General features: G+C 58.4%; 24 protein-coding genes and 1 pseudogene. 4 read left to right on the forward strand and 21 right to left on the reverse strand.

The window, feature by feature from the left end; all coding sequences use genetic code 11:
* Nucleotides 1-953: 953 nt before the first annotated feature.
* From nifW to nifH, 4 genes are all read right to left on the reverse strand, one after another.
* On the reverse strand, nucleotides 954-1,295 hold the full coding sequence (gene nifW / locus BRAGE_RS0131415; RefSeq protein ID WP_027563350.1) for a nitrogenase stabilizing/protective protein NifW: 342 nt from the start codon (nucleotides 1,293-1,295) through the stop codon (nucleotides 954-956).
* Nucleotides 1,296-1,613: 318 nt separating this feature from the next.
* Nucleotides 1,614-2,804: a homocitrate synthase gene (nifV, locus tag BRAGE_RS0131420; protein ID WP_430642212.1), complete on the reverse strand. Its 1,191-nt coding sequence runs from the start codon at nucleotides 2,802-2,804 to the stop codon at nucleotides 1,614-1,616.
* A 213-nt stretch (nucleotides 2,805-3,017) separates the two neighbouring features.
* Nucleotides 3,018-3,797, reverse strand: coding sequence for a nitrogen fixation protein NifQ (locus BRAGE_RS0131425; protein WP_028146451.1), 780 nt, complete (start codon nucleotides 3,795-3,797; stop codon nucleotides 3,018-3,020).
* A 149-nt stretch (nucleotides 3,798-3,946) separates the two neighbouring features.
* A complete protein-coding gene (nifH, locus tag BRAGE_RS0131430; protein WP_027563347.1) occupies nucleotides 3,947-4,831 on the reverse strand; it encodes a nitrogenase iron protein in 885 nt (294 codons plus the stop codon).
* A 1,205-nt stretch (nucleotides 4,832-6,036) separates the two neighbouring features.
* Here nifH and BRAGE_RS0131435 point away from each other — a divergent pair.
* Nucleotides 6,037-6,780 carry an OmpW/AlkL family protein gene (locus BRAGE_RS0131435; protein ID WP_051378213.1) on the forward strand — a complete coding sequence of 248 codons (744 nt, stop codon included), beginning with the start codon at nucleotides 6,037-6,039 and terminating at the stop codon, nucleotides 6,778-6,780.
* Between the two features lie 421 nt (nucleotides 6,781-7,201).
* On the opposite strand, the gene BRAGE_RS0131440 is transcribed toward BRAGE_RS0131435, so the two are convergent.
* On the reverse strand, nucleotides 7,202-7,549 hold the full coding sequence (locus BRAGE_RS0131440) for a (2Fe-2S) ferredoxin domain-containing protein (RefSeq protein WP_027563345.1): 348 nt from the start codon (nucleotides 7,547-7,549) through the stop codon (nucleotides 7,202-7,204).
* Between the two features lie 161 nt (nucleotides 7,550-7,710).
* Here BRAGE_RS0131440 and BRAGE_RS55160 point away from each other — a divergent pair, with 161 nt between their 5' ends.
* On the forward strand, nucleotides 7,711-8,067 hold the full coding sequence (locus BRAGE_RS55160; protein ID WP_141263294.1) for a hypothetical protein: 357 nt from the start codon (nucleotides 7,711-7,713) through the stop codon (nucleotides 8,065-8,067).
* Between the two features lie 846 nt (nucleotides 8,068-8,913).
* On the opposite strand, the gene BRAGE_RS0131450 is transcribed toward BRAGE_RS55160, so the two are convergent.
* The 14 genes from BRAGE_RS0131450 to BRAGE_RS0131515 form a co-directional block, all read right to left on the reverse strand.
* Nucleotides 8,914-9,387, reverse strand: a complete 474-nt coding sequence (locus BRAGE_RS0131450) for a Rieske (2Fe-2S) protein (RefSeq protein WP_051378215.1) — start codon at nucleotides 9,385-9,387, stop codon at nucleotides 8,914-8,916.
* On the reverse strand, nucleotides 9,384-9,794 hold the full coding sequence (locus BRAGE_RS57770) for a hypothetical protein (RefSeq protein ID WP_347336537.1): 411 nt from the start codon (nucleotides 9,792-9,794) through the stop codon (nucleotides 9,384-9,386). Before BRAGE_RS57770 ends, BRAGE_RS0131450 begins: the two co-directional genes overlap by 4 nt.
* A gap of 165 nt (nucleotides 9,795-9,959) precedes the next feature.
* A complete protein-coding gene (locus BRAGE_RS0131460; protein ID WP_027563342.1) occupies nucleotides 9,960-11,114 on the reverse strand; it encodes a DegT/DnrJ/EryC1/StrS family aminotransferase in 1,155 nt (384 codons plus the stop codon).
* 41 nt (nucleotides 11,115-11,155) lie between these two features.
* Entirely contained in the window at nucleotides 11,156-11,425 is a 270-nt protein-coding gene (locus BRAGE_RS0131465; RefSeq protein ID WP_027563341.1) for a DUF6129 family protein, read from the reverse strand.
* Nucleotides 11,426-11,459: 34 nt separating this feature from the next.
* Nucleotides 11,460-11,819 (reverse strand): DUF3024 domain-containing protein, encoded by a 360-nt coding sequence (locus BRAGE_RS0131470; protein ID WP_027563340.1) that lies wholly within the window; start codon nucleotides 11,817-11,819, stop codon nucleotides 11,460-11,462.
* Entirely contained in the window at nucleotides 11,816-12,073 is a 258-nt protein-coding gene (locus tag BRAGE_RS0131475; protein ID WP_027563339.1) for a nitrogen fixation protein NifZ, read from the reverse strand. The genes BRAGE_RS0131470 and BRAGE_RS0131475 overlap by 4 nt, the downstream gene beginning before the upstream one ends.
* Nucleotides 12,070-12,384, reverse strand: a complete 315-nt coding sequence (locus BRAGE_RS0131480; protein ID WP_027563338.1) for a nitrogen fixation protein NifZ — start codon at nucleotides 12,382-12,384, stop codon at nucleotides 12,070-12,072. The genes BRAGE_RS0131475 and BRAGE_RS0131480 overlap by 4 nt, the downstream gene beginning before the upstream one ends.
* Nucleotides 12,385-12,739: 355 nt before the next feature.
* Nucleotides 12,740-12,964: a 4Fe-4S binding protein gene (locus BRAGE_RS50415; protein WP_035730299.1), complete on the reverse strand. Its 225-nt coding sequence runs from the start codon at nucleotides 12,962-12,964 to the stop codon at nucleotides 12,740-12,742.
* 11 nt (nucleotides 12,965-12,975) lie between these two features.
* A complete protein-coding gene (gene nifB / locus BRAGE_RS0131485) occupies nucleotides 12,976-14,532 on the reverse strand; it encodes a nitrogenase cofactor biosynthesis protein NifB (RefSeq protein WP_027563337.1) in 1,557 nt (518 codons plus the stop codon).
* A gap of 598 nt (nucleotides 14,533-15,130) precedes the next feature.
* Nucleotides 15,131-15,313, reverse strand: coding sequence for a hypothetical protein (locus BRAGE_RS57200; protein WP_028146452.1), 183 nt, complete (start codon nucleotides 15,311-15,313; stop codon nucleotides 15,131-15,133).
* A 401-nt stretch (nucleotides 15,314-15,714) separates the two neighbouring features.
* On the reverse strand, nucleotides 15,715-15,939 hold the full coding sequence (gene nifT, locus BRAGE_RS0131500) for a putative nitrogen fixation protein NifT (RefSeq protein WP_028146453.1): 225 nt from the start codon (nucleotides 15,937-15,939) through the stop codon (nucleotides 15,715-15,717).
* 5 nt (nucleotides 15,940-15,944) lie between these two features.
* The gene (gene nifS / locus BRAGE_RS0131505; protein ID WP_027563336.1) at nucleotides 15,945-17,117 is read right to left on the reverse strand and encodes a cysteine desulfurase NifS; all 1,173 of its coding nucleotides are present in this window, start codon (nucleotides 17,115-17,117) and stop codon (nucleotides 15,945-15,947) included.
* Nucleotides 17,114-17,404 carry a NifU family protein gene (locus tag BRAGE_RS0131510; protein WP_027563335.1) on the reverse strand — a complete coding sequence of 97 codons (291 nt, stop codon included), beginning with the start codon at nucleotides 17,402-17,404 and terminating at the stop codon, nucleotides 17,114-17,116. The genes nifS and BRAGE_RS0131510 overlap by 4 nt, the downstream gene beginning before the upstream one ends.
* Before the next feature lie 39 nt (nucleotides 17,405-17,443).
* The gene (locus BRAGE_RS0131515) at nucleotides 17,444-17,764 is read right to left on the reverse strand and encodes an iron-sulfur cluster assembly accessory protein (protein WP_027563334.1); all 321 of its coding nucleotides are present in this window, start codon (nucleotides 17,762-17,764) and stop codon (nucleotides 17,444-17,446) included.
* A gap of 272 nt (nucleotides 17,765-18,036) precedes the next feature.
* Here BRAGE_RS0131515 and BRAGE_RS0131520 point away from each other — a divergent pair, with 272 nt between their 5' ends.
* Nucleotides 18,037-18,627, forward strand: a complete 591-nt coding sequence (locus BRAGE_RS0131520) for a hypothetical protein (protein ID WP_027563333.1) — start codon at nucleotides 18,037-18,039, stop codon at nucleotides 18,625-18,627.
* 8 nt (nucleotides 18,628-18,635) lie between these two features.
* On the opposite strand, the gene BRAGE_RS0131525 is transcribed toward BRAGE_RS0131520, so the two are convergent.
* Nucleotides 18,636-19,031 (reverse strand): Rieske (2Fe-2S) protein, encoded by a 396-nt coding sequence (locus BRAGE_RS0131525; protein ID WP_027563332.1) that lies wholly within the window; start codon nucleotides 19,029-19,031, stop codon nucleotides 18,636-18,638.
* Between the two features lie 752 nt (nucleotides 19,032-19,783).
* Between BRAGE_RS0131525 and BRAGE_RS58075 the strand changes: the two are divergent.
* Nucleotides 19,784-20,374, forward strand: a pseudogene (locus BRAGE_RS58075) (IS5/IS1182 family transposase); the annotation flags it as partial.
* A gap of 1,105 nt (nucleotides 20,375-21,479) precedes the next feature.
* On the opposite strand, the gene BRAGE_RS53580 reads toward BRAGE_RS58075, so the two are convergent.
* Nucleotides 21,480-22,355 carry a host specificity protein gene (locus BRAGE_RS53580; protein WP_231164219.1) on the reverse strand — a complete coding sequence of 292 codons (876 nt, stop codon included), beginning with the start codon at nucleotides 22,353-22,355 and terminating at the stop codon, nucleotides 21,480-21,482.
* Between the last annotated feature and the right edge of the window lie 258 nt (nucleotides 22,356-22,613).

Genomic DNA, 22,613 nt, shown 5'->3' on the forward strand with positions numbered 1-22,613 from the left:
GCCACAGGTTGCTTTTTAGCTTCCTTAACTGAAGATCACTTTTGGTCAGCAAGTGGCCGGCTGCTCTGCCCCGTCTGCTTGGTCCGACCGGCCTCACAACAAGACGCGTCGTCGCGATAGACGTACCGGTCCGGCCGGATCTGGCGAGGTCTTCCACACTGAACGCTTGCGCGCCGCGTTTGACGAGCGGCACCGCGGTGGCCAGGACGCCGCGGTGATTCTGACCGTTCGCTTCCATGCCTGAATTGGCGATTCCGTTCGCTGCGCAATACCTGCGCCTCAGTTTCGGCCCACCAGTCCACATTGACTGTGACGACGAGCGCGATACCGGCAACGCACCTGTCACGCGATCCATGCCGAGCCTCCAGCGCGGACAGCCCGTATGGGCCGACGTTGGCCCTCGTCCTGACGCATGTTGCTATCCGCCACGAGGTGGATACAAATCTGAGCGAAATCCGGGGCCGATTTGATGCGGACGACGCTGTGCATACCCTCTCCAGGTGTAGCGCGAACGGGCGACTTATCCATTGACCACCATCTCACCGTCCATATGGAGCCTTGATCGCGTCAAAGACCGTTTCGAACGGACCTGGCGCGATCGTAGGCGACGAGATGATGGCGCAGGGCTCGGCAGGCACTAAAAGCAGCATCATGGGTCTTCCTTCAATCTCATCTCGGACGACTACCATCCGTCGGCATCGACGATCGGGTCGGCAGGACAGCAGCAAGTGTCGTACCAGTTGCAAAAAGCACTGAAAGTCAGTCGAAAGTAATGGTTTGGCAGACACTTGAAATCCGCTGATACCTGGACACGACCAGTCCGGACATGGGTCGGGAATACGACAGCCGCCGCTCGGGTGATAACTGCAGAGAGCTGACCCGGATAAAGACGAAGGCCGCCCATCGGGTTGCCACGGTGCCCCGTCGGGCACATCTTGCAGTGGAACGCTAGATCACTTCAGCTCGCTCAATGGGACAAAGGCCGTCGCCTTCTTAGGGTCTGCGGCCCCCTCCTTCAAAACCTTGAACACTCGCTGGTCGATCGGTGACGATGCCACGAAATCCGCATAGGACCGCTCCAGCATCGCCTTGCACCGAGCTCTGATTTCCGGCTCTGCGGCACCAGCAAATTGCTCTTTTGCAAAGTATTGTCCCATGCGCTTCAAGATGTGAAGGCGCGCGACATTCACGATTTTAGGGTCGTAATCGACGCCAAGTAGCGAAAAAAAATCCTCCGCCGATGAGGCCTTGCTGAGCCGATCCAGGATACCGGCTGCCGGGGATGAGTTGATCATGAAAACTTCTCCTTCGGATTAGCTCTGGACGGTAACTGCTGGCGGGATCAATGGCCAAACCACGATCGAGGCTGACGCTCGTCAGGACGGTCGCCGGACCGGAACTCAGCGCGAGAAGACGCCGATTGGCAGTGCGGGGCGGCTCGCCATTGGGTAGGAGGTCACAGCATGTATGGCGGAACGGGAAGTAAGATCTGGAGATGAGATCGCGCCAGGGGATCTGACGTGCGAAAGCTGGACGCCGTGCGGGCCCATCAGCGATATCGGACGCCATCTTGCGGCGCGTCTGTTTATGCAAACGCTGCTGGACACGGCTTTTCACGCGGGGTGGGTTGCCAGGCATCCGCACACGTCGCGCCAGATCGCCGCCACGGTTTCGCGCTCGACCGAGCGCTTGTGCTCGATGGCATATTTGCGGACTTGCGACAGAATCTGTCTGGCTTGATCGGCGCTGGCGACGAGCTGTAGTTCATCGAGTAACGCGGTGATCGCCCCAAGTCCGGAATGCTTGCCGATCACAAAGCGGTTGCAGCGGCCAAACAAAACGGGATCAAGCGATTGATAGGTGCGTTGATCCTTCAAAAGGCCATCGACATGAATGCCGGATTCGTGCGTAAATACATGCTCTCCGACGATGGCCTTGTTCACAGGAATCGCACGTGCGGCCGCGGCTGCTACCACCGCGGCGACGTTCTCGAGCTCCGGGAGTATGATGCCAGTCTCGCGCCCGTAGAGCTGTTTGAGTGCGACCGCGATTTCCTCGAGCGGGGCATTTCCGGCGCGCTCGCCCAGCCCGATGACGGTCACTGAGGCGTGGCTCACGCCGGCCTTGATAGCGGAGAGCGTGTTGGCGGTTGCGAGTCCGAGATCATCGTGACCGTGAAATTCGAGTTCGAGATCGGTGGTCGCACGCAAATTCCTGACCAGCACGTAGGTTGCGTCGGGATCGAGCACACTGAGCGTATCTGCAATACGAAAGCGACGCGCGCCCGCGGCTTTTGCAGTTGCCATCAGTCTGATGAGAAAATCGATATCGGCGCGGGAGGAGTCCTCACCACCGACGGCGACCTCAAGTCCGCGCGCACAGGCATAGCCTACCAGTCGCTTCACCCGTTCCAGCGCCAGGTCGCGATGACCACCTAGCTTGGTCGCGATCTGGACGTCGGAGGTCGGGATCGACATATTGATCATGGACACCCTTGCTTCGATCGCCGCGTCGACATCCGATTCCCGCATCCGGCACCAGCCTATGGTGGTCAGCGGAAGATCTGCTTCGACAATGGCGCGAATGGCGGAGATCTCCTCGTTGCCCATCGCCGGCGTTCCCGCCTCGATCTCCGTGACTCCGGCCCGCGCCAGCGCCTGCGCGATCGCTAGCTTTTCCTCTGTGGTGAACGCAACGCCAGGTGCCTGCTCGCCGTCGCGTAATGTCGTGTCGTTGAGCACGGTGGGCTTGGCGCCCACCTGGTCGGACCAAGACGATTTTGCGGCGGTGCTAGCGGCAATCACGCGAGAGCTCCTCATGGTTTGATCTACCTAAGCTTCAGCAAATCGATTGTCGTAAATGCGACAGGCTCATGAAGCGGACGCCTTGCCTATTGCCCCGCCGAGTTCGAACTTTAGTGCAGTTGCGGCACGCCAGGATGTGAGAATTGTTGCGGAGCACTTGAGCCGCCGCCTTGGACACATGGTCGCTGGCTCGAAACGGCGTCGGCCGCGCCCTCAACCTTCCGCGCGGCTTACCAAATCCTGCGAGGCTTTCTCCGATGATGATGCGATCGCGGACCCTTGTGGCAGCTCAGATGGCCAGTCGCCGGCAACGACCGGCCGAGCGGCCTGCAACAGAAAATCCCGCCGGCGCTCGGCCATCCGGCTCTCACCGCTTTCTTCGCCGAAGCAGATGTTGAAGTCGTCACATTGGTTGCACACGGGTGTCGTGCACATCACGAGGCCCTCATTCTCGCAAAGCATGCGGTAGAAGAAGCGCTTCCAGCGCATATTGTTGACATTGCGCGCGGCGAGCGGCGCGAAATGGCGGCTCAGCAGCCGGGAGAGTTCGCCGCGATTGCGCAAGCCGAGAGCTTCCCACAGATGGCCTGGCTCAATGGCGCGCCGCGCTATCATGGCAGCCAGCCAGCGGCCAATATCCCGTTCCGTCGAGCGTTGCTTGAGCAAGAGATCGCGCAGCATTGCGATCTCTTCGTCCCCTTCGCACCTGAAAACCGAGAGCTGCTCCGCGAGCTTGATCTCAAGCGAGGGAAAGTACTGCTCCAGCAAGGCCGCCAGTTCAAGGCCGGACAGGCCGGCCTTCTCGGGAAGGGAGCCCCCATCCATTGTGGCAGCCGCCAAGATAGACGCTAAGACATGGCAATCGAAATTGCTGTCGATGGCAATATCGGCATCTGCAGGAGGCACACCGGTGAGTAGGCGGTAGGTTGCAATTCCCTTGTGCATCTGACTGTTGGCCTCAACGGCACACGGAAGGAAGTGCGCTTCGGACATAATTTTGCGAGTTTCCACAATGGTCTGGCTTGCGCTGCCGCATCCCGGTTTTGATCAGGGTCGATCGTCAGAATGCCGGCCTCCCGGGATGGGCGGTGAGGGAGACCGGCATTCGTCGCGCGCCTTCGCAAGGCCGCGACTCGCGACCTTTACGAGGCCGCGAGTTCGGCGGCGGTCTTGCCGACGATGGATTCGTCCACGGGCTTCATAATGCCATGCTCCATCAGCATGTCCTCGAGCTCGTCCATGGAGATTGGAGTCGGGATGATGCCTTTGCCGCCATTTTTGTGAACCTTGTTCGCAAGATTGCGATAGTGATCGGCCTGCTTGGAATCGGGTGCATACTCGAGCACCGTCATGCGGCGTAACTCGGCATGCTGCACCACGTTGTCGCGCGGCACGAAGTAGATCAGCTGAGTGCCTAGCTTCTTGGCCAACGCTTCCGCCAGTTCCAGCTCCTTGTCGGTCTGCCGCTCATTGCAGATCAGACCGCCCAGCCGCACACCGCCAGAGTTTGCGTATTTCAGGATTCCCTTGGAAATATTGTTCGCGGCATACATAGCCATCATTTCACCGGACATCACAATATAGATTTCCTGCGCCTTGTTCTCGCGGATCGGCATCGCAAAGCCACCGCAAACGACGTCGCCGAGCACGTCGTATGAGACATAGTCAATGTTTTCGTAGGCGCCGTTCTCCTCCAGGAAATTGATCGAGGTAATGACGCCGCGGCCGGCGCAGCCGACACCCGGCTCAGGACCACCAGACTCCACGCAGCGAATGTCCTTGTAGCCGACCTTCATTACGTCCTCGAGCTCGAGGTCCTCCACGCTGCCGGCACTCGCGGCAAGGCTCAAAATCGTGTCTTGCGCCTTGGCGTGCAAAATCAGGCGGGTCGAGTCCGCTTTCGGGTCGCACCCCACAATCAGGATTTTCTGACCCATCTCAGCCAGCGCCGCCAGCGTGTTCTGCGAAGTGGTCGACTTGCCGATGCCGCCCTTCCCGTAGAACGCGATTTGTCTCAGTGAAGACATGTTGCTCTCCATCAACCGATTTGCCAAAGTTGCGCGCTTCTTGCGCGCGAGCTTGTTTCTCTCTCAGAAACGGGGCACACGGGTTTAAGGGAAGGAGCACATCGCTCGTCTTACGCGTCGGCGTGCACTCAGCCCTCACTCAGTGTTGCTGCCGCTTCTTAGCAACCGCCGTGCCAACGCTTGACCGCGCTCCTTAACCTTCTGATTACGTTTCCGAAAACCAACAAGCTGGTGAGCAAGGTCCTGGCTGTTTTGGATCTAACAGGATCTGCGCGGCTGTCAGAAAACTAACAACGACTACAATCATCAACGCGAAAACACCGATTTGGCGCGCCTGTTCCGATGGCTTCAGTTGTGGAACGGAAGTTGCTCCGATCTCAGGATAGTGAATATGCCAGTCGGGCCCGAAACCTGGCGCACCAGCGGCGAGGTTGCATACATGGTACGGCGCTTGGTGCGCTGACTTTGAAGAAATTGAACGGTCTCCCGAAGCAGCCGCGGCTTGCCAATCGTTCAGCTCCGGCGCGCCTACATAGGTATGTCGTGGCGACAATCATCTTCTATCAGAAGCCCGGCTGCGCCACTAACGCGCGCCAGATTCAAGCGCTGAAGTCCGCCGGCCCCGACGTGATAGCCCAAGACATCTTTGAAGGAGCCATGGGACGGGGAGGAATTACGTAGGTTCTTCGGCCATATGCCCGTCGGCTCCTGGTTGAACCGAGCTGCGGCACGTACAAGTCAGGCGAAGTCAATCCCGATACTATCGACGCGGCAAGCGCACCCGCATTGATGGGGGGCGATCCGACCGCTGATCGACATAGGCGGGGCACGATTTGTCGGCTCGATCATGAGTCCGCGCTGTCACTGCTTGGCCGCAAGACGCAAGAAGATCTCGAGGGATGCCTGCACGAATCAAACCCCACGCGTGTCCGCAAACCTGAGGAAACGAAGAAGCCTCCCCCAGGGCGCCCAATAAGCCAAAGATGACGCTTTCCACTCTCGGCTTTCTGCGGCTTCTTGAAGAGACCGGGCTCTCTTGAATTGAATAACGATCAGAACAGATCTCGACGCTTCGTGACCGTGATCCTTATGCAACTTAGCGGCATAATTGCGCTCTGCTCGCTCCATTTTGATCGGCATCAAATCTCCGCCAGTAGCCTTGTGTGACAGAGATCTCGCGCGGCTCTTCGCGCGATTTTTTTGGAATGGAGAATTCGATGAGAACAAGGAGAGTTCTGACGAGGGCATCACTCCTCGCGCTAGCAACCTCGTTGGCCAGCATCCCGGTACAGGCTGCAGATCTGGCCCGGGCGCCGATCTACTATAAAGCGCCCCCGATCGAACCCTTCAATCCATGGATGATACGCCTGCGCGTGCTTGGCGTTTTGCCGGATACCGCAGGCAGCTCAGTCAGGGTCGCCGGGGTGCCCCCGCTGTCCTCACCAAGTTCTGGGCTTTCGATCAGCGATCAAGCCATACCCGAGCTCGACATCACCTACTTCTTCACGCGAAACGTTGCCGCCGAACTCATTCTTGGCGTGACCAGCCATCACATCAGCGGCAATGGCGCTCTCACTGGCCTCGATATCGGCAAAGCCTGGCTGTTGCCGCCAACATTGACCCTGCAATATCACTTCACCGATCTCGGCGCGCTCAAGCCCTATATCGGCGCGGGCATCAACTACACCGCATTCTTCAACCAATCGGCAGCCAATACGTCGCTCGGCGGTCTTGCCGTAACGGATTTGCGCATCAGCAACCAATTCGGCGCGGCGGTCCAATTCGGCTTCGATTACATGCTTAATCGTAACTGGGGCCTCAACTTTGACGTGAAGAAGCTATGGCTGCGGCCGGAGTACTCCGCGACCGTAAACAATTCGATTCCCGTCACCGGGCGAGCGAATATCGATCCATGGCTCGTCAGCGGCGGCGTCACTTACAAGTTCTGACGCTAGAACAGGACCAGAAAGAGAAATCCGCTTGATCAACCCGGACGCGGCGAGCTCATCCCGCGCGTCCAATAACCTCACCGCAGTGCAAGCAGAGCGAGATGACGCGTCAAGGGCGCGTCATTTCGCGAAACGCCGGCGCCATTTGCAGCAAAGATCTTGCTGTGAGCTACGAATCGCGCGGCATGGAGTGACCGTACACGAACAGATTGACCTAGGATGCGCGCGTTGCAAAGGCGCCATTTGCCGATAGGGCCGGAGAAGAAGGGCGGCACGCGCGGAAACGTCAATGAATGCTGTTCTCATCCGGGGCGTGATAGCTACGCTCAATCTCAGGCGATCTGACCTCCGAGCAGCCAGCTCATCGCCGACAAGCCGTCGATGCTTGCTAGCCCGGGCAAGTGGCCGCTAATCGAGGCGTCTAGCTTCGCTTTAACACCATCACAAGGCGGTCGACACGTTTTCCCTGCTTGAGGTGGGAGTTTACAATTTCGTCAATATCCTCAGGCGTGGCCGCGCGATACCACACCCCATCGGGATAGACGACCATCAAGGGACCAGAGTTACAAAAGCCAAGGCAGCCTGCCATCGTGAAGCCAATATCGTTGAGGCCTTCCGCTTCGATCGCCTTGGCCATTCGATCCCACAGGGCTTGCGCGCCGGAGGCGCCACAGCTCCCGTGCGGATGAGTTGGCGGACGTTGCGTGTTGCAGGCAAATACATGATGCCTATAAAGTTGAGGAAGCTCGAATTCGGTTTCTGTGTTCATGCGCCTATCCTGTGAACAATGTGCTTCATCTGAGAAGAGACAAGATGCGAGCACATCGCAACCCACAATCTCTTACGATTGAACGTCGCATCAACCAAGTGATGCTTATGATCCCCACTCGCGCTTGCCAAGGCAGGCAAAATGAGCGAGCGCCATAGTGATTGTCGTCGCTGAAGATCAGCGATATTATCTTCGCGCCCAGAGCAGCCTCCTCGATCAACTTCAACCTCTTCTGCTCTCATCACGATCTTTCTGCTGCCGCATCACTTGCTCACCATCCAACTTCTGTAAAGCAAGTTGCGCACCAGACGCGCAACGTCCGTTTCTGCAACGACCCTTGTTTTGCGCGACACACAATGATTGCGAAAGTTGCGACAAGGTCGTTCGCTACTGTCTCGGACACGACAAACCTCGCACTGCGTTTGACCTCCCGCTTCACCCTTCTGCAATTCGTACGCAGAATAACCGAGAAGCTCGGTTATTTTTCCCAGCTCTTGCGCTATCAGATCTTGGAATGAGCAGCGATCTTCATGACCGTCAAGCCGCCTAGCGAGGAGCTCGAAGATCGTGCGCAGAATCGAGCGCCGTGTTCTGCCATGGGTGATCGGCTGGCCGCATTGACTGGCGCGAGCCCACAGCATCTTTTTCGCTCTGAAGCTGGACGCTGCGTCGCGCCGCTGCCCATCCATAGCGCCTGCCTCGAGAGCCCAACGAGGCAGGGATGCACCGAGTCACCTGTGAGGCTGCAGACCAGACCGGGTCGCAATTCCGATCGGCAGCAACGCTAAACCGCAACACATTGGGATCACGCTTTCATACGGCCGGTCAAGATGCGCTTGCAGTGGAGAATGCGGAACAACATGCACGTGCCCATGAATGCATTTGCTCCTAACCGGTTCTAACTGACGATGGTGTCGCCAATCGCTAAGAGCGTCGCACGAACCGAGGTTTGGCATGGCAGTTGCAGCGTAGGCAACAACGCCAGCTGCACCGGCCGGCCTTCTGACACAGGATCGTCGTTCCTCATCCCCCAAACGATCCTGTCAGTCTGGGTCCCGCCATTCTCCAAGCCCAGACGATGCCCTCGGCGATCTTCCAGCCGCCGAGGGCATTTCCCCTCAAACATATCGACAGCGATAGGAAGCGGGTCCCGCCTGCCGGCCTCGATTTGACGAGCCAGCGCAAGAGCAGCTTGTTGGTGCTGCGGAGGTCGCGGAGTGCAAGTTCGCAATCCGACGAGGTGGCCGTTTTGTCTCACCCAATCGAAAGCTGTGACTCGCGTCTACCAACGCTCACGAGTACAATGGCCTCATTCGAGGGCAAAGCGCCTCGGGCAGCTTGAGCACAACAAAGCGATAGGCCCGTTAGTCCGGATGGATCGTAATATCCATGGTCTCGTCGCTGTCCCCGAAGGGGTCGGCAAACCGATCATCCTCCAGCAGCTTGACGCCGCACAGGCAGACGTCACCTTCGATCACGGCGAGCGCTACCAGCTCAAGCGATTGTCCGTCACAGGGGCCGTCGATGCACATCCCAGTGTCGATCTCGAATCTCGCTCCGTGCCGGCCGCATCTAAGAAAGGAGCGGTCCGTCGAGAAAAACGTACCGGAGCCGATGTTCAGCCAGACGCTCTCATGCGGACAACGATTCACGTAACCAAAATAGTCATTGCCGAAGGTGCGCACCACAATAATCGGAAACGGCCGGCTCTCGCCCCTATCGTCAATCCGCGACAAGCTAAAGCTCATGGCCCCACTCCGCTCGATGGCATCGGCCGGACAGACGACAAAAACCTCGATCTGACCGCTCATCAGGTTGTCGATTATAGGTTCGCTCATCCCGGCCTCGCAGTTTCCTGCTTGAAGGCTTCGATCGCAGTTCGGCTCAGTTGAAAAATCCCACGACCACGAGCGAGCGCTCGATAGGCGGAGCTGGCACGGGTGTTGAGGACGTCAAACCACTGGTTCGGCGTGAGCTTCGCCGGACGCTCGCTGATTTGGATCACCCTTCCGTTCGGAGCGAAGCGGACGTGGATGATGACTTGTTGCGAGTTCATACCGATCCCCCGTTTTGGTAACTCTAAAGATCCTGAGCGGAGACTCTCGACTTTGATGTGCTTGGCTTTGGGCACCTTGACGCGTAGGCTCTCAAGCCGCGCCTTGGACGCGCCGCCTTCTCTGCTATCGAGCAGGTCTTCTTCGCGCTCGCTAGGAGCATTTCTCTTGCGGTCGTAAGTCGAGTGCATACCTCCAGCGGCATGCGGCACGCTTCCGGCATGTGGGGCACGATGTATCCGACAACGCTGCCACAAACGAGGATCCTCGGTCCGAGGCTCATTTCTTGCGATGAGACCTACAACGCTCATCGCAACTTCAACCCTCGTTCTTCCGTGTCGTGGATGACAATCATCTTAGTAAATCGCGACACCCGCTCCCACGTTTATCGACGCATCTTTCATGGACTCGACGGTAAACTCGATCTGCTTGTTCGTGAGATGGGTGTGAAACGGAAGCGCAAGAGCGCGATCTGCTATTTTTTCCGCAACCAGGAAATCGCAACGCCGATAGCCAAAGTCACAGTAGTGGCGTTGCAAGTGCAGCGGTTGGCTATAGGCGGCGGATTCAACCTGCGCGCCGCGCAGATCTTCGATAATGGCGTCGCGCCCTGATCGCGTGAAGCGCGTCCCCAGATGAACGAGATAAAGCAACCAGTTCACCTCGGTTACATCAGGGCCAACATGAGGCGGCTTGATGCCCTCAAATGATTGCATATGCGCGTTATAGAGCTGCTCGACGAACCGACGGCGCTCCAGGATTTCATCGAGACGTTTGAGCTGCGCTAGGCCCAGGGCAGCCGTGAGATCGCTCATGCCAGCCTGATAAGGTGCCGTGCTACCGACGACAACGGAAGAGCGCTCGTCCACGCGATGGGCGCGATGGCGACGCAAGCCGAGCGCGATGTCGATATCGTCGGTCACCACCATTGCGCCTTCGCCACAGGTCAGGGCCACCGGCTGAGCAAAGTCAAACACCGCGGTGTCGCCAAAGCGGCCGACGAGCTCACCCTTGTAGCTCGATCCGATCTCCTCGGTGGAATCCTCCAAAAGCAGCAGCCGATGGCGCTGCGCGACCGCGCGCAGCTCCGACCATGGCGCTGGATGACCGTTGGGATTGCCGGCGACAATCGCCCGCGTGTTGGCCGTGATGCGCTCTTCGGCCTTCGCTGGGACTAATGCTCCCGACCAATCGTCGATATCTGCAAATACCGCTCGTGCGCCTGCGAGACTGATGGCATACGCGGTCTCACGAAAGGAGTAGGGAGAGGCGATAACCTCGTGCCCGGGGCCAATGCCGAGCGCCCTCAGCGTAAGGAGGAGCCCTATGGTACCACTCGAGACCGCAACAGCATATTTGCGACCAAGATAGGCGGCGAAAGCGTGCTCAAACGCCTCAGTAGTCCGCCAGTTGGAGATTTGCGGCGAACACAGCAGCGTTTCAACGGCAGAGAGCTCGGCGAAGGTGATATCAGGATCGGACAGTGGAATGAATGATGTATTCTCCTCCACAGTGTGCGCGCCATCAAGCCGATACTCTGCTAGTGCAGTGCTCACCGCTCAACATTCCTTTTGGCCAATACGATGCCGGTGGCCCGCGTCGGATCGGCCGTAATCTGCACGCAGTGATCCGATCCATCGATCAGATGAAGGTCGAAACGCGGAAACTGCCGGAACGGCTGATCCGCCACATCCGACGCATCACAGCGCACCCAAGCAAGTTGCGGAAAGCGGCGGCGCAGCTCGACAAACGGACCCATCTCGGCGCCCTCGGCTGCAAGCAGCCGCTCAATTTCGATCACTTCCTCCGCGGTGAGCGCCATCGTGGCTCCTCTTTGACTCCTAAAAGCCGGGACTTCATTGCCAAAACAGACGCTCCGGATCCGCGTTCAATTCGTCGATTGCAGAAGTCAACCGATGGCAAAGGCTGTAAAATTCCCAGATTCCTCGCGCGTGGTTCTTGCGAAACAGCTTCCAGACCCCGCACACGGTATCATAAAGAATCAGCGCGACATCGATGAGAGCGCCATCCTTGTTGACGTTGCGCGAGCAACATGGGCTCTCGACGAGGTAGCCGCCCCTCACCGGCGTCACGTTCGGCGAGACGTAGAGATAGCGCCTGCGTGAGCTCAAGCCGCGCTCGATCCGTTTTCGATCGAGCTCGTTGGGGTGAGGCACCAGCCCGGCTTTTATCTTTCTCATCAGCGCAGCATTCACGGCGAACGCCTCCATTCAAAGCACTGTGATTTCTTCCTTAGACAGCCGATGAGCAGCTGCTTACCAAACTCGACAACGTAGATCGGCACGTTCGCTTCGGTATTGATTGCGACGTTGATGATCTCTCCGCTCGCTCCGGCGGCGAGCAAGACTCCCTCGGGCTCTGTATCGGGAAATGAGTGGTCGTTAACGAGGTCGACTGCGGTCTTGGCCCGCTCGCCACGCCAATATTTTGGAAAGCCGCGCTGCGTCATGACTCCTCCGGCAACGGCAGATCATCGACCTCCGCGCAGGTGTCCACCGGCTCCAGTTCCCTGCGTTTCATGCCAACCCGGTAGCCGCTTTCCAGATATTCGACGCCGTAGATGTAGAATTGCTGCAGAAACGTGCCGATCGATACGACGTAACCCACCTCTCCCCTCTTGACGAGAACGTCGCCAATCTCCTTGCCGCGATAGGTGCCATCATTGCGGATGGTGCGATTGGCTCGCACCTTTTCGCCAAAGCTGAAGGCAGGCGGCTCGGTGAGCTCGACGACGTCGCTGTCGCGAACGATGCTGTTCATGTATCGCTCCTCATGCTTCGCTCCTTTGGAGATGCGGGGAGCCGCCGCGCCTACCGCAGGCAAGATCCTGCATCACTTCATGATCGCGCGGCATCGTTAGTTACATCGACGATGGCAGCCCTGGCGAGAAGGTCGCTCTCGGTAGCGCGAACCGCCTTTGCACCACCGCGCGGAATGAAAGCCCGCCAAGGCCGTGCTGCCGACCAGCTACAGCACGAACGCACGGCGATCCAGTGCAGTCCTCGTCCGTGATGGAGGACCGAACGTCGGCGCCTGCGCCGCCGCCAACGCGCAGCACGTAGCTAATGACGCTTTCTGAACCAGCTATTGGCATGCCACTCACGGGCCTCACGCTTTAAGCTGGCGCCTGGTAGCGAGGCAAGGATGTGTCAACCACGCAGGTGTTGTCGACCGGACAGGCGGCGACACATTGCGGCTCGTCGAAATGGCCAACACATTCAGTGCATTTCGCTGCTTCAATGACGAAGCTCCCCCCCTTCTCCGAGATGGCATCGTTCGGGCATAAGGGTTCACAGGCTGAGCAGCTAGTACACTGCGAGGCGACAATCTTGAACGGCACATATTCCCCCTTTACGCTGCAGAGATCCCAGATACTTGCCGGATCGCGGCGCCGGCGCGCTGCACGTGCTGGATCTCCCCCCGTTTCACCTTGTCCAAATAGGATTTGAACCAGGCGATCGCCGACGTCTCAATGAACTCATGGGCGTATTGATCGACGGGCTCGATCCCCGCCTCGATCAGTTTGCTTTTCGGACAGCCGCCGATCTTGGACACGAAGACCGCATGGCAGTCAGGGATGCCCCCCATGATGGCGGAAAGCCGGTTCTCCTCGCCATAACCACCCTTGCAGTAAACGTCGACGCGGCGGTGGCCGACGAATTTGGCGCCGGATGTAGAAAGTTCGTAAACCTGGAATTCCTTTGCATGCCCAAAGTGCTCGTTGATCAACCCCGAGCCCTTGGTTGCGACGGCCACTAGAAGAGTGATCGCGCTCATCTCTCCGGCACATTCGGCAAGCTCCTTTTGGCCGGCCGCGACTTTGGCGGCACGCTCACGGTCTACCCTGCTCTGATATTCCTTGCGCATGTCTAAGTCATATTGGACGTCCATTTTCATGACCTGATCGGTGGTGAACTCTGCGCTGCGATCCTCCCCGAGTAGACCGACCGCATCGGCGCGGCACTGGCGGCAATGCCGCATCATTTTTATCTCCCCTTCACAAGCATCTTGCAGCGCCTTCAATTCCCACGCAGTCGGTCCGCGCTGACCGTTGAGTCCAAATACGGTGCCGTGCTCGGGCGCGGAGATCAGTGGCATGATATTGTGAAGGAAGGCACCGCGCGACTTCACCGCCTTGTTGACCTCGACCAAGTGGCGGTCGTTGATGTTCGGGATCATCACCGAGTTGACCTTGCACAGGATACCTCGTTCGCTAAGCATCTCGAGGCCTTGCAGCTGGCGATCGGTAAGTATTCTTGCCGCGTCGATGCCGGTGTAGCGCTTGTGGTTGAAGAAGATCCACGGATAGATCTTGGCGCCGATTTCGGGATCGATCGTGTTGATAGTGATGGTGACGTGGTCAACTTTGGACCTGGCGATGGTATCAATATGGTCCGGCAGAGCCAGTCCGTTGGTTGACAAACAAAGCTTGATGTCTGGAGCCGCCTTGGCGACCAGCTCGAAGGTCTTGAACGTCTTTGCCGGATTGGCCAGGGGGTCGCCGGGACCAGCGATGCCAAGGACCGTCATCTGCGGAATGGCGGTCGCGACCGCGAGCACTTTTCTTACCGCCTGCTCGGGCGTGAGCTTCTCGCTTACCACACCCGGACGCGATTCATTGGCGCAGTCGTATTTTCGGTTGCAGTAATTGCACTGGATGTTGCAGGCAGGCGCGACCGCGACATGCATGCGAGCGTAATGATGATGCGCTTCTTCGCTGTAGCAGGGATGGTTCTTGACCTTTTCCCAGATTTCGATCGGCAGATCGCCTTGCCCTGCCTGCGAGCCGCAGCTCGCCTGCCCGGTGTTGGCGGAAGCGCGGCAGCCCTTATGCTCGGCGGCGGACTTCATCTTGCCGCCATCCACTGCAGCTTTGACATATTTTCCGCGTCCGACGACCGCGTTCATTTTCATTTTTCCCTTCAGGCATCATCGGCCCCCAAGACCATCCGTGAGCCAGCCTCAAGAAGCTGGGTAGCAACTTGCATGCCATGGAGGAGACGATGAAATTGCAGCCATACGCCCACGAATTGGCGGAAACGATGGGCGCTGACTCATGTAAGAACATGCAATGATGCGCTTGTTGTCAGTGCGACAGATACGTCGTCATTCTCACGCAGCGCTTCATGGCTTGCGCATTCATTCTCGCGCTGAGCTCACCGGAACCCGGCTCCGTCTGAACGGATCTTCTCGCGTTGCGGCGCTCGCAAATAACTCGACACGAGCTGGGGGATTCGGGCTTCACAAGGACGCTAATGCGTGATCAGTATCTCAACCGCGCAAGCGAGCCCGGTCGCAAGCGGTGTAAGGCCTTGCTCGAGAAGCTCGTTGCGAGAGGGCGCGTCCGGGATCCACGATCGCATAGTGGGTGTCGGCCGAGCGCTTGATGATCTGCCGGGCATAGATACGCTAATCGTTGAAGCGACAGCCGATGAAGAGAAAGGTCTGTCCGGTGTTCGCCTTTCCTTGATGATGTCCGGAATTGGTGTCTGAATGTCGATTTCGGTCAACGCCTCGACATGTGTGCGTCGGAACTAAGGAAGTTGTTGGCCGGCTGCACGCTGCCATGCGGCTTGTACAACACCGTCGCCGAGCGGCCGGCCACAGCACTGACGACCTCTTGGCCAAGTGAATCGTAAAAGCGATACCAGCAATTCTCGTCAATGGCGATGCGGGTGATACCCTGCACTTCGCCCTATCCATCGCGCTCACCCAGCACGTCCGCATAGCGGCATCATACCACGGGTCGACTATGACGGGCAGGGACAGGGACGCAAGATGATGGTGCAAACGCGTCGGCTCGACTGGCCGAGCGAAGGCCTGCGTCATCAATGCCGTCATGGCGGACGGTGTTTACTGATCTCGATATGCTGCGCCCACGCATTGTCGCTAGCCCGCCGCGGCGGCGTAACCTTGCTCGCGAAGAAGCTGGCCAACGCCTCTGGCGTGGTCGGCATATCGGATCTGCACGATTCGGCGAGGCCAGGACCGAGATAGGGAATGGCGCGCGCGGCCCTCAACCCGGCAGCGATGTCCACGAGCTCGCCTTTGCATCGGCACCATCGACCAAGTCGATCTGTGGGGGCGCCTTCACGGATCGTCCCCCTTCCCGCCCCGTTTTTTAGCGTCAATTGTGATCGGTAAGGGTGTGCTGCTCGGCATCTCAGGCAAATCAAGCACCCAGCCGTTAGCTACTTTGATCCAGCCGCCCCATAGCGTCTCGTACTCCGATTCAACGATTGGCTCTTCGAGATCCTTTTTTGGCACGTAGATCGACAGGCCCGCGTCCGGAGACCGGCGGATCATGATTTTCACGAGGTCTACTCCCTGACCGCGACGGGGGAGGTGGCGCGCAGGCGAGCGACGATGTCGGACACTGCGCACACGACCTCATCGACCTCCGCGACAGAGGTTTCACGCGACAGGGAAAAGCGCACGACGCCGTGCATCCGCCACTGCGGCACCTGCATGGCACGCAGAACATGCGATGGCTGAATGGAGCCGGAGTTGCAGGCGGATCCGAGCGACACAGCGATGCCTGCCCGATCGAGATGGTGGGCGATGGCTTCGCCTTCGAGATTGTCGAAGGCAATATTGGTCGTGTTCGCCAACCGATTGCCGGTGTCGCCGAGCACAACGCACTCGCCACTCTTTAAGATTCCCTGTTCAAGACGGTCGCGCAAAGCGCCAATGCGAACGCGTTCGGGTTCAAGCCGCTCCGCCGCAAGCTCGGCGGCTTTTCCCAGGCCGACAATGCCGGGAATGTTCTCAGTCCCGCCTCGGCGCCCTCGTTCCTGTGATCCGCCGCAGATCAGCGGCCGGAATTTTGTTCCTCTGCGCAGATATAGCGCGCCGGTCCCCTTGGGGCCGTGCAGTTTGTGCCCGGATAGCGACAGCATGTCGATCGCACTGTCCCTCAGGTTCACGCCCACCTTACCGATGGCCTGGACCGCATCAGTGTGAAACAGCGCGCCGGCCTCCCGGGCCAACCCGGCCAGAAACTCCACGGGAAAAATCGTTCCGGTCTCGTTGTTGGCCCACATAACAGAGGCAATCGCTGTGCGTGGCCCGAGTGCGCCGCGAAACGCCTCGATGTCGAGCCGGCCGCGGGAATCTACGGGCACGATGTGCGTCTTGACTCCTCTTGTCTCCAATTGCTCCGTTAGCGCAAGAATGGCGGAGTGCTCAACTGACGTGGTGACAATCTCGTCGCGATCTTCGTGTGTCGCAAGCGCAGCGAGGATCGCGGCATTATTAGCCTCGGTCCCTCCCGAGGTAAAAACGATCTCATGATCGCATGCGTTCCCTAGCAGGATACGCAAGCTACGCCGGGCCTGCCTCACAGCTACTGCGACCTCGCTGCCAAACGCATGCGTGGACGATGCATTTCCGAACTTCTCGGTGAAAAACGGCAACATGGCTTGCACGACGGATGGATCGGTCCGAGTCGTTGCATTGTTATCGAGGTAAATCAGCATTGGATTTTCGCTCAATCCGCCACCTCGCCTGCAGCCACGCCGGGGATCAGGCGACCCAATTCGTCGCGTTTATCGACAAGCCGCGCCTGAATACCTTTCAGCGTCACGCTCGAAAGCTTACACAACGTGCGGGCAGCGGACAGCCTGACCATGACCCTACTACGATTGATCCCGATCAGGTGACAGTCGCGACCATCGCGTCCCAGATTGGGTCGGATCTCTCCGATAGCGCCGCGAATGCGGCGCTCTCGGCCTGTCGCAATGGGCGACGATTGCCTCAGTTGTTCCGGTTCGGCCGGCATGCTTCGATGTCCTCCTCATCAGCTGAACGATCTGTTTCATCAGCCAAACGATTTTCCGCACGAGCAGTTCGCGGTGGCGTTCGGGTTGTGAAACATAAAGCCAGAACCCTCCAGTGCCATTACGAAATCGATGGTCGTCCCGATCAGATGCTCACGGCTCTTGTTATCGACGAACACCTTCAGCCCATCGCATTCGATCACGGCGTCGTCAGGATTCGGTTCTTCGGCCAGACCCATCTTGTATTTGAATCCATTGCAGCCGCCCGGTTCGATCATGACGCGCAGACCGCCGGTCGGGTGCGTCGACGATGAAATCGCGCTCTTGATTGCGTTCACTGCGCTGTGCGTCAGGTTGATCACGGCTTTCCCTCATCATCTTGGATCTAGCTGCTAGGGGCAAGTCACGTGCCAGCGCGCATACGCTTGATGATGCTCACTTCTTTGAATCGCGACTGTTGGTGTTGGAAACCGGTGTCGGGTTTCCGACAAGGCTCCGTGAGCCGATAGCAGGCACTGACGCGTTTTCTTTTAAGTTACGGCGAAGGCCGCTACGCATGGAACGGCAAGCAATTTGCATCGCATCTTGCACCGGCCAAGGCGTCGGTGAAGAGTTTAGATCGAGGAAGAATTTAATGACTGCAATCGAGAACACCGCACTCGGCAGACTTGAGAAGGAGGGCCGCCTGCTCAATGCTGTACTCAAAGGCGGGACTACGAAGGCGGGCCGGTTCGGCTTCCGCGGCGACGTGGCACTACAATTCCAGAATCAGGTCGCGGACGAGAAACGACCGCCAGACTATTCGATTGAGCAGGTGTTGACGATCGCGCAGGACGGCGAACGCACTATTCCGGTGCTGGCCGGCTACCTGCATTCCTTCGCCTATCTTGCTGACGTCGCAACCGTCCTTGACGGCGCCTTAAGCCCAACCGGCCGCTACTTCATGTTCTGCAACAACATTGATTTACTGGCGAAGTACCGAGTGAAGATCGGTGATATTAGCTTTCACGTCCTACCGTGCGATGAATCCACGGTCTGGAAGGAGATGATGGATCTGGTTGGGCTGAACAAGGACGACATCAAGAAACTCGATCCGCGCGGTAAGCTTGATTACCTCCTCGATGCCGCAAAGGATCTCGATCTGTCCTATGAGGAGATCTCTTACGACGGCGGGCTAAAGAGGATGGAGCCGGTGAAAAACCGCAACGAGAACCGCCCGGTCTGAGGCGGTCTTCAGTTGTTGGGCGATGCATCGTCTTCGACAAGACGCACACCGAGAACACAGATATCACCATCCAGAACTGCCAACGCGATCGGTGTGAGCGTTCTACCCTGACATGGACCTTCGACACACCGGCCGGTGCCGAGTTCGAAGGTCGAACCGTGCTTGCCGCACATCAGTCGGATACCGTCTGGGTCCAGGAATTGGTTCCGCTCCCAGTCCAAATTGACGTTGTTGTGAGGGCATTTGTTGACATAGCCAAGTACCTTTTTGCCCCAGCGCACCACAATGATGGACCACGGTCCGTGATTGCCATCATCATCGACGATCATAAGATGGAATCCTATGGCCTGGCGGCTCGGAATGTCGTTAAAGCCGCAAATCGCATAGATCGCGTCTGGCTGCATTCATCGCTCGTTTATTGCAAAACGTTCTTCATTGTCGCGCGCAATCAAGCCTGCAAGAACCGTACAAGTGTCGGAACGTGTTTCCGGCAATCCAACCGCAAGCTTCGCCGTCGCAGCATACCTCATTGGCGTTGACGCACAATTCAGAACAATTCGCTGGAGCATTGAGCCTTGCTGCCCTTTCCATGCCGGGCTGCGCAGCTACAGCTTTCGCGCTCCAAACTTTCTGGACCATTTGCCGGACTGCTAAACTCGATGGCTGGTTGCTGCTCGCTAATCGCCACGCTGCGGAAGGCCCGGATGCCCTGCGATGGCGTATCCATCGCGGCATCGCAAGTGCTTCCCAGAACGTGAACGCTCGCTCCCCGCCCGCGAGGGGGCGCACGCGGCGAACGTGCCCCCGCTTTTAGGCTAGTGCCCGCGTGGAACGGCGAAATGTCCGTCATTTCTGGCCCGCAGCTGCTGTTGGAGCTACTTTACTGCACGAGCAGCCCCCTACTAAGAGCGCGCTCCAGTGAAGGCTCATTGTCTGAGGAATCAGGCTCGAACCTCCCTCAGTATCGATACCACCGTCTTCAGCTTTCAAGATACTTCGCCGCCCGTGAAGAACGGCTAAGCGAACGAGTTAGAATCGCACTTTGTCGTTGTGGACTGGTTTGCAAATCCTGCTTTTTAGTGCACCGGGCATCGGAGCCTCTAAGCTGCCGCCCCGGCGGTGATCAAGGGGATCAGCCGCCTGGCGAGCAAGCCCGGGCGTCAAGCTGCGGCAGTCCTATCTTTGTATTGCCAAGACCGCGGCAGTGATGGCTTCCTGCTACGCCCTTGCAAGCAATTCAAGCGGCGTCACCGGCGGTTGCGCATCCTGCGCAGGCGGCTGGGCCGGATTATCCGCGAGATCCGCCGCAAGATCGAAGGTCAACCTGCGCTCGAGAACGCGTTCACCCTTCCGCTTGGCCGGGCCACGCAGATTCGCCGCAGCGGCAGCGCCAGCGCGGCAGGAGCTGCATTCCTTCCACGCCTCGGACGTGGAGTACCACGGCGATGAGGGGCGCCAGCGCACCTGATAATTTCGGTGCACCCGCGTCGCGCCTTCATCTCCGGCCAAAAGCCCGGGGTCTTCGGCATCATCAAGCGCGAGCTGCGCCGCCCCTCCGCCATCGAACCCGGCATAGGACAACTGGGGCAGATGGTCACCTCGGCCGCGGTTACGTCAAAGGCCGCGCCGGCGGCGCCGATAATCACCCTCTCCGCCGTCGCGCCACAACTTCCGCCGCATTCTCACCTGGCTGAGTACTCTTTGGCGCACAACCATCATTGTTGCCGTCAGCGACCATCACCGCTGAGATCGGATTCCTAACGGACGACCAAATATAAGAACGAGGACGTGACCCAGGCGCCGGCACCAGCTCATACCATCGCGAAGAAACCACCTCGCTGAGCCTGGCTCCCGACTCCTGATCGAAGAAGGCGGCTTGCTTATTGGCCGATGCCCGAGATGACCGAACCTTCGAGCTTCGCTAGACTTTGCGGAAATGTGAGTGATGACGGCCTGAGATCGGCGACGTATGGAGGCGGGTGTGGAAGGCTGCCAAAACCTCTCGAGGAGAGCGATACGCCATGAATGACACTACCAATACTGTTCCATCAGGCGCGAACTCCCGATCGATCAAGCAAAGCGCGAGTTCTAGATCGGCCCGGGAGTCGCCGTCGGCGATGGCGCGCTCGGCCCCTGGAAGGCTTCCCGGCACCCTACACTAGCGATGCTAGGTGCACAACACTGTTAATATCCTGGACAAGGTACCGCTCTCGGTGCAAGCCGCGATCAGGAGGGTTTGCGCCAGGTCTATTGGGCGCCGAGCCGGACGGCCGCCCGCAGCGGCAATCGACGGCGCTAGATGCGGACGGGCGGTCGAATGATCGCCGCAATCGTCGTCTCCCATGAAGAAATCGCTAGTCTATCTCATCCGTCGTTCGCAGTTGAACCCAATCCTCGGCAGGGAAGTCGTAGAAGGCCAGCAGGGTTTCGCGGTCCTTGATCAGGCTCGCGGCCAAGTTTGACCGTCCCGTAGTGAGGCCATATCATTTCCAGGTTGCGATCGGCTTCATGGTTCTCTTTGAGCTCCCTCCCCTGCTCTTACGGGCTCTGCTTTGGTGCATTGACGATGTCGCCGACTGTATCAAGATGCCCCACTCAAGCAGGATTGGTCGGTAGGACCGGCCCCTAGCCAACCCGCGGTGGGGGAGCACCGGGCTGCGCAGCGCCAGCGCAGGCAGCTGAGGGCTAAGCCGCGTTGGCGGCGAGCGGCCCCAGCGCTGGTCGGTGCAGCACTCTGGGCGCGATCCCGCCGCCTGACGCAAGCGCGTGTTGAAGTGGCGAGCCATTCCTGCAGAACATACTCAATGAGCTCGAGCAGCCACCGCTTTCAGGCCCGACCTCGTCCACAGCGACTATTCGGCAGCCGACCCCGGGCGTAGATTGAGGCGCTCGAAGTACCAAGACGTGTCATCGCCTGACGACTCTGTCTCATCACTTGCTTCACTCGAAGCTCGCTCGATGTTTGCCTGAGCACCAGTACTCTCGGCGGCAAGATATCCTTCGGGTTTGCCTACACGTTGCCATTTACCTTCAGCGTTATGCGTCCACTTGTCGGGATGCTGGTGAGGATCAAGTACCCAGTGATTCTTATCACTCACAGGAACAAAGCCCATCTGAGCGAGACGGGGCTCTATGCCTGGGAGCGCAGGTTTTGACATAATCAATGCCTGTTCGCCGTCTTGCCGAAGCTGATGCTCAAGTAGAATATCGCCAGCGTTCTCGACGAGCGGATGAGTAACCCGAAGATCTACTTGGGATGTGACCGCGTTTCGACCGGGAAACTGGGCGCTGAATCGCCTTCCTCCTACCCGAAGTCCTCCTTCTGTCCTCAGAAGCCCAACAGTTTTGTCACCCAAGCGATAGGCGTAATATCGCGCCTCGTCCGTATCTTCGTCGGTGTGACCCTGGGTTCTAGCAACATTTGCCGCGCGCTCAGCTTTTGTGGATATGAAATCCGAGTACTCCAGTGGATTATCGGCAATGTGCTTTATGTCGTCGCCATAAAAGGCCTTCACTTCTTCCCCGAACTCATCGATGTCGATCTCTTTGATCGGAGGTTGGGAAATTACGGAGTACGGCCGTGTCGCTGCCTGAGACGAACTTGGGCCAGCATCGGGCGCCATGCCTACAAGCTTTTCAGCAAAGCCCTCGTCATCTGAATGCCTTGCTTCATCAGCCTGGGTAGCGCTTGTGGATTGGCTAGATGAGCCAACAATTCGGCCATACATCGGATCGCTCTCCTGTCAGTACGGTTGGGGTGCTGAGCTCGCGTTGCTCGAGCTCTACCGAGGATAGTAAGATGTCTAGCTGACCACGAGCTGACGCCGAGGTTGAGCATCTGTCGCCGGCTCTTGTGAGAGGAAGCTAACCCCTCGTCAGTGAAGGACGGCTGAGCAAATGAGCTAAAACCGCATCTCGTCGTTGTGGACCGATCTGCGAATGTACGGTTATGGTGCACCGGGTATCGGAGTCTCGGAATTTCATTT

The sequence above is a fragment of the Bradyrhizobium genosp. SA-4 str. CB756 genome (assembly GCF_000473125.1).
GTDB lineage: Bacteria > Pseudomonadota > Alphaproteobacteria > Rhizobiales > Xanthobacteraceae > Bradyrhizobium > Bradyrhizobium arachidis.

Excerpts from the sequence above, each read along its gene's own strand:
- nifW (WP_027563350.1), bottom strand. The coding sequence starts at position 1,295 with ATGATCAACTCATCCCCGGCAGCCGGTATCCTGGATCGGCTCAGCAAG.
- BRAGE_RS0131425 (WP_028146451.1), bottom strand. The coding sequence starts at position 3,797 with ATGTCCGAAGCGCACTTCCTTCCGTGTGCCGTTGAGGCCAACAGTCAG.
- nifH (WP_027563347.1), bottom strand. The coding sequence starts at position 4,831 with ATGTCTTCACTGAGACAAATCGCGTTCTACGGGAAGGGCGGCATCGGC.
- BRAGE_RS0131435 (WP_051378213.1), top strand. The coding sequence starts at position 6,037 with ATGGAGAATTCGATGAGAACAAGGAGAGTTCTGACGAGGGCATCACTC.
- BRAGE_RS0131440 (WP_027563345.1), bottom strand. The coding sequence starts at position 7,549 with ATGAACACAGAAACCGAATTCGAGCTTCCTCAACTTTATAGGCATCAT.
- BRAGE_RS0131450 (WP_051378215.1), bottom strand. The coding sequence starts at position 9,387 with ATGAGCGAACCTATAATCGACAACCTGATGAGCGGTCAGATCGAGGTT.
- BRAGE_RS57770 (WP_347336537.1), bottom strand. The coding sequence starts at position 9,794 with ATGCACTCGACTTACGACCGCAAGAGAAATGCTCCTAGCGAGCGCGAA.
- BRAGE_RS0131465 (WP_027563341.1), bottom strand. The coding sequence starts at position 11,425 with ATGGCGCTCACCGCGGAGGAAGTGATCGAAATTGAGCGGCTGCTTGCA.
- BRAGE_RS0131475 (WP_027563339.1), bottom strand. The coding sequence starts at position 12,073 with ATGACGCAGCGCGGCTTTCCAAAATATTGGCGTGGCGAGCGGGCCAAG.
- BRAGE_RS0131480 (WP_027563338.1), bottom strand. The coding sequence starts at position 12,384 with ATGAACAGCATCGTTCGCGACAGCGACGTCGTCGAGCTCACCGAGCCG.
- nifB (WP_027563337.1), bottom strand. The coding sequence starts at position 14,532 with ATGAACGCGGTCGTCGGACGCGGAAAATATGTCAAAGCTGCAGTGGAT.
- BRAGE_RS0131510 (WP_027563335.1), bottom strand. The coding sequence starts at position 17,404 with ATGCCGGCCGAACCGGAACAACTGAGGCAATCGTCGCCCATTGCGACA.
- BRAGE_RS0131520 (WP_027563333.1), top strand. The coding sequence starts at position 18,037 with ATGACTGCAATCGAGAACACCGCACTCGGCAGACTTGAGAAGGAGGGC.
- BRAGE_RS0131525 (WP_027563332.1), bottom strand. The coding sequence starts at position 19,031 with ATGCAGCCAGACGCGATCTATGCGATTTGCGGCTTTAACGACATTCCG.
- BRAGE_RS53580 (WP_231164219.1), bottom strand. The coding sequence starts at position 22,355 with ATGTATGGCCGAATTGTTGGCTCATCTAGCCAATCCACAAGCGCTACC.